At 65.8% G+C, this 6,140-nt stretch carries 4 protein-coding genes; all 4 read right to left on the reverse strand.

Annotated elements, in window-relative coordinates; genetic code table 11:
* Window positions 1–38: 38 nt before the first annotated feature.
* Window positions 39–2,555, reverse strand: coding sequence for an ATP-dependent helicase HrpB (gene hrpB, locus ISP20_RS18615; protein WP_204637633.1), 2,517 nt, complete (start codon window positions 2,553–2,555; stop codon window positions 39–41).
* A 234-nt stretch (window positions 2,556–2,789) separates the two neighbouring features.
* Window positions 2,790–5,204 carry a type II secretion system secretin GspD gene (gspD, locus tag ISP20_RS18620; RefSeq protein WP_204637634.1) on the reverse strand — a complete coding sequence of 805 codons (2,415 nt, stop codon included), beginning with the start codon at window positions 5,202–5,204 and terminating at the stop codon, window positions 2,790–2,792.
* Between the two features lie 4 nt (window positions 5,205–5,208).
* A complete protein-coding gene (locus tag ISP20_RS18625) occupies window positions 5,209–5,934 on the reverse strand; it encodes a general secretion pathway protein GspN (RefSeq protein ID WP_204637635.1) in 726 nt (241 codons plus the stop codon).
* Window positions 5,931–6,140: GspMb/PilO family protein (locus ISP20_RS18630; RefSeq protein WP_239536132.1), on the reverse strand; the 210-nt coding region annotated here is incomplete at its 5' end. The genes ISP20_RS18625 and ISP20_RS18630, both read right to left, overlap by 4 nt.

Here is a 6,140-nt window from a genome sequence, read left to right on the forward strand (position 1 = left end):
TTTGCGCTCCCTCGCATTCTTGGCGCCTACAGTACCCTTTACGTACCGCGCGGCTTCGCGCGGTGCGTCGGCGCCGCAGTCCACGGATCGTCCGGCCAAGGGTGACGCGGATAGCGGCCTTTCAGTTCCTTTTTCACTTCGGGATAGGTGCGCTCCCAGAAGCCCTTGAGGTCTTGCGTGACCTGGATCGGCCGGCCGGCGGGCGACAGCAGGTGTAGCGTGACGGGAATGCGCCCGTTCGCCACGCGCGGCGTATCGGCGAGACCAAACAGTTCCTGCAGCTTGACCGCCAACACGGGCGCTTCGCCTTCGGCGTATTCCAGGCGGCGCGTCATACCGCTGGGCACGGTGAGACTTTCCGGCACCTGCGCATCGAGTTGCCGGCGCTGCTCGTAGTCGAAGCGCGTGCCCAGCGCCTGCGAGAGTTCTTCCGCAGTCAACGCGTCGAGGCGGCGCTTGCCGTTGAGATAAGGCGCAAGCCAATCCTCCAGCGTGTTCAGCAACGCCGCGTCGGAGATGTCGGGCAGGCCAAGCTCCGGCATCCAGCCGCGCAAGGCTTGCATGCGTGCGCGCAAGCGGCGTGCGTTGTCGCTCCATGGCAAGGCATCGATGCCTTTTGCGCGCACGGCGGCAAGCAACGCTGGCAAGGCATCTTCCGGCTTCACCGGGACGCTGCGGCGCTCGAGCACGATATGGGCGTAGCGATACTCGTCGAACGCCTCGACGGCGTTGCGCTCATCGTTCCAGCGCAAGGCGCGTTCGCGCTTGAACTGCGCCGGATAGTCGCGTTCGAGCACACGCGGATCGATGGGCGCAGCGGCGAGAATCAAGCTATCGCGCGCATCGAAGCGGATATCCAGCGCCACCAGCCAGGGCTCGCCCAACAGTGCGGTGTTGTCATGCAAGCGCGCCCCGCGGCCGTTGGCCAAGGTGTAACGCAAGGGATTGCCGTCGTCGCGTCGCGCTACGCGATCCGGAAACGCATGCAACAGCAGGTCGCCCACCGCGTGACTATCCGGCACTCCTGTAGCAGCTGAACGCATGTCCAGGCGCCGACGCCAGCCCTTGCTGGCCTGCTCGATAGCGGCCAGCGCACCGCCGTCGGCGCCACCGCGCGCACCGGCCGTGTGGCGATCGCGCCACACGTGCAATGCGCTGACGCGGGCACGGAAATCATCGCTGCGTGCCTGCTCGCCGCGCAGCGGCGAGCGCGCTTCCATCAGTGCAAGCAGATCGGCGACGAGTGCGCGCAGTTCCGGCTCGGCGCGCAAGGCCGCCGCACCGAGCCGCGGCGTGGCGCCGAGTTCGAGCATCCGGCGACCGAGTGGCGTGATCCGGCCATCCGCTGTCAATGCCGCCAGTTGCACGAGCAACTCGCGCGCCTGGGCCAGTGCGCCGGAGGGCGGTGCATCGAGCCAGTGCAGCGTGCTGCCGCTTTCCGCAGTGATGCCCCATGCGGCGAGTTCCAATGCGAGACCGGATAGTTCGGCCTGCGCCATCTCCGCCGTGCGCGATGCATCCAGCCGCTTGCTCTGCGGCCACAGGCGATAGGCCGTGCCTTCGGCGACACGACCCGCGCGACCGGCGCGCTGATCGGCCGAGGCCTGCGAGATGTTCACTGTTTCCAACCGCGTGAAACCAGAGTTGGGATCGAAGCGCGGCTCACGCGCCAGCCCGCTATCCACCACTGCGCGAATGCCCGGCAGCGTGACACTGGATTCGGCGACATTGGTCGCGAGTACGACGCGCCGCGTGCCAGGCTCCGCCGGACTCAGTGCGGCCTGCTGTTCCGCCATCGACAACTCGCCGTGCAGCGCCACGATGTCGATGTTCTCGTCCAACGAGGAGACGAGCACGGCCTGCGTGCGTGCAATCTCGCGACGGCCGGGCAGGAAGGCCAGCACATCGCCTTCGTTTTCGTCCAGGGCCAGGCGTACGACACGTGCCAGCTGATGCTCGGTGGTTTCCTGCGCGCGGGCAGCGGGATACGCCACCCGCACGGGAAAGCTGCGGCCCGGACTGCTGATACGCGGTGCATCGAGCCACTGCGCGATGCGCTCGCTGTCGAGCGTGGCGGACATCACCACGAGGCGCAGTTCCGGACGCAACGTGCCCTGGATGTCCAGCGCAAACGCCGCGCCAAGATCGCCGGCGAGATGACGCTCATGGAATTCGTCGAACAGGATCGCGCCGATGCCGGTGAGCTCGGGATCGTCCTGGATCATGCGCGTGAGAATGCCCTCGGTCACCACTTCGATGCGCGTGGCCGCGCTCACCTTCGCCTCAAAACGGATGCGATAGCCGACCGTCCGTCCCACTTCCTCCCCCAACTGCCTGGCCATGAACTGCGCAGCGGCACGCGCCGCGATGCGACGCGGCTCGAGCATCAGGATCTTGCCGCCTGCGAGCCAAGGTTGATCGAGCAGCGCCAGAGGGACCTGGGTAGTTTTGCCGGCGCCGGGCGGTGCTTCGAGCACGAGGCGCGGGTGTGCCGCGAGAGAAGTGGTGATCTCGGGCAGGAGGGGAGTGATGGGGAAGGATGCGGCAGCGTTCATCAGGAAGATGATACTGGGGTAGTGAAATGCAGCGCGCGTTTCGATGGGCTGCCACCACTGGGGGCGCGACTGAGTATCCGATGGCGCGCTTTCCTGTGGGAGCGCACTTGTGCGCGACGGCCACGCTGGGGTGTATGGCTCCGCAGGCTTGTCGCGCACAAGTGCGCTCCCACAGGAGGACCGTCCCGCAGTTCGCCGCCCTCTCCCCTCGGGGAAGAGAGGGCGGCAATCCATTTACGGATGCGCCGTGGTACTCGTCGCCCCCGTACCGGCACCCGCTGCCGCACCCGGCGACCGTAACGGTGCCAACGACTCGAATTTGCGCTGGTACTCGTCCGTTACTTGCTTGGCGTCTTCGCTGTTCGTCACCACGCGCGGTGTGATCAACACAATCATCTCGGTCCGATCGCGCTTGTGGTCAGTCGTACCAAACAGGCGTCCCAACACAGGGATGCGATTGAGGCCAGGGATACCCGTATCGGTATTGGTCTCGTTCTGCTGGATGAGTCCGCCGAGAAGCACCGTTTGCCCGCTCTGCACAGCAATCTGGGTGCCTACGGCACGTTGCTGGATGGTGAAGTTGCCCTGAGCGTTGGCTGGACCCGTGGTGTTGCTTACCTGCTGCTGGACATTCAGATAAACGAGGCCGCCTGGATTCACTCGTGGCTGCACGTCGAGAATCACGCCCGTGGGCTGGTAAGTGACGGTGCTCGCCGTTGAATTCGCCGTGGTGGTTCCCAGGCCAGCGATGATGGACGTCTGATTGATCGGTATCTGATCGCCCACCTGGATATGGGCGACTTGATTGTTGAGTACGACCAGCGAAGGGGCCGATAGCGTCTTCGTGTTGCCATTGGTTTCCAGCGCGCGAACGGCGACCTGGAATTTCCCGTTGCTGCTCAGGAAGGAATAGAAGAACGGCTCTCCGCCGTATTGGTTGCCGCCCGCACCAAGTGCAATCTGGCGATGAGCACCTGGATAAATGCTGGTGGCAATGCCCGCAGCATTCGGGACGCTGTTTGCTAGCCCCTGTAGATACCACTGCACACCAAACTGGAATTCACCAGTCAGATCGACCTCGAGAATGCGCATCTCGATCTGCACCTGCAGCGGCACGTTGTCCAGTCGCTTGATGGCCTGCTCGATCTCCTTCCACTGCGAGGGACGCGCGCGCACGAGCAGCTGGTTGTTCGAATCGACGGAGCTGATGCGGATGCTGCCGTCCTCCGAGACGAATTGCTGCCCGGTGTTGCCGTTGTTGCTGTTGGAGGCGCTGTTGCCGAACGAGGACATGCCGCCCGCCGCACTGCCGCCGGTGCTGCCGAAACCGCCACTGGTACCCGTGCCGGTCGTGCCGAAACCGCCGGTGGTGCCTGTCGCTCCCGTGCCGCCAAAACCGCCCGCGCTGCCAAAGCCACCGCCGGTACCTTGAACACCGCCCGTGGTGCTGCTGCCGAAGCTGCCCGCCGTGCTGCCTATCCCGCTGGCATTGCCCATCGCATTGTCGCCGCTGCCCAGCGTAGATCCGGTGAGGCCCGGCCCCACTTTGCCGGCATCGCTGCCGCCGCCATTACCGCGGGTATAGATCTGCCCCAGGTACTGCGCGAGGTCCGATGCCTTGAGGTTACGCACGTCATAAACGAACAACTCCGGTTCATTGCCGCCGCCGCGATCGATCTTGGTGATCCAGTCGCCCACTTCCTGCAGATAGGTCGGCTGGCTGCTGATCACCACGATGGCGTTGGTGCGTTCGATCGGCAGGAAACGCACCATGCCGGCCAGCGGCGTGTCGCCCTTGGGGCCGAACATCTGGTCGAGCTGCGGGCCGAGTTCGCCCACGTTCGCGTGTTGCAGGCTGAACACGCCCACCGACATGCCGCGCAGCCAGTCCACGTCGAAGGTATGGATGGTGCGCTGATAATTGTCCAGCTCCGAGGGCGTGCCCGACAGCACGATGAGGTTGCGCGACGGATCGGCCAGCAGCACGGAGTCGGTGCGCGCAAACGGCTTGATCAGCTTCTGCATCTCGGTGGCCGAGATGAAGCGCAACGGATACAGGCGTGCCTGCAGGCCGCCTTGCGGTGCCACCGCGTTGAGACTCGGCACCAGGTTGCCAGCGGCGGCGTCCTTGGCGGGCATCACCACGTATTGGCCGTCGCGCATCACCAGCGCGTTGTTGGTCCACGACAGCAGCGTTTCCAAAATGGGAATCGCCTGGGTGCTGTCCACCGGCTCGGAGGTGGAGAAGGACACGTTGCCCTGCACGCCCGGCACGATGGTGTAGTTCTGCTTGAGCAGATCGCCCAGGATGGCCTTCACCACCGCCTGCACCGGCTGGTTCTCGAAGTTGAAGGTCACTGCGCCATCGCCACTGGCCGCCTTGCGCGGTTGCGCCAGCCCGGTGGTGCGCACGAACTGGCCGCTCCCCTCGCTCAGCTGCGGCTTGGGGGTGACGTTCGGGTCCACGGCCCCATTTTTCGTGTTCAACGGGAGCTGGGCGGGGACCGCCTTCTCGGTGCCCGCCATCGCCTCGCGTTGCAACGCACCGTCATCGCTTTTGGGTGGCGGCAGCGTCTGACAACCGGCCAGCCACAAGGCCAGGGTGAGCGTACTGATGCGGGTCAACCGCGGCGTGCGCTGGATGGACATGACGTTAATGGGCTCCCTCGGGGGTCGCCGCCTGCTGTTGGGCGCGGCGCTTCTGGATGGCTTCTTTCAACAAGCGGATGCGATCGGCCTGCGAGTCCACCCCGTTGGGCGATTGCAGGGCCGGGTTCGGCGGAATGATGGGATGAGCGGCATTGATCATCGGGCCGTTCTGCGGTGGGGCCGCCGGACCCACCGCCATGCCGTTCGGTGCGGGCGGGCTGGGTGGCGCACTGCCGTCGCCCTTGGGCATGTCGATCGGCGCGCCGGCGGGCAGCTCCAGTTCGGTGCGGCCGGTGCTCGATTCGAACACCGCCGAGCGTGGCCTCAGATCGACCAAGCGCCAGCTGCCATCGGGCAGCGAATCACCCTGGCGCACGCGCACTTCGTGCTCGCCGCTCTTGTCACGCAGCAAGGCCATGTGCAGCGGCGCCGTGAGGATGATGCCGGTGAGCTGCATGTCGCCCAGGCTCGCGCCGCCGGCGGCGGTGCGCATCGTCGGCTTGCGGTCGTTGTTGAAGAGTGGCTGCGTCCACACGGCGGAGAACTGGGCCAGCGGCACCGGCGGCGGCAGGCCCTGGTCGTGGGTGGGCGGCAAGGGCGTGGCGGCACGCTCCGGGCCCCATGAGACGCCGCGTCCCACCCCGGCAAGCAAGGTCAGCAGCAACGCGCCGAACAGCACGGCCACCCCGCCGAGCAAGGGCGTCAGGCGACGTTGGGCGGCCGCGTTCATGGCGCACCTCCCTGTGCGTCGCCGCTGGCTGCGCGCGGCTGGCGCACATAGCCCGATAAGGTGAATTGCACTTCCAGCGGCACGGCCGCTTGCTGCATCGCGGCCACCGGATTGCGATAGATGCTCAAGTCATCCACGAACAGATACGGGGTGCCCTGCTCCAGATCGTGCAGCGTTTCGGCCAGCGGCTGGATATCGCAATGCAG

This window comes from Dyella kyungheensis (genome assembly GCF_016905005.1).
GTDB lineage: Bacteria > Pseudomonadota > Gammaproteobacteria > Xanthomonadales > Rhodanobacteraceae > Dyella > Dyella kyungheensis.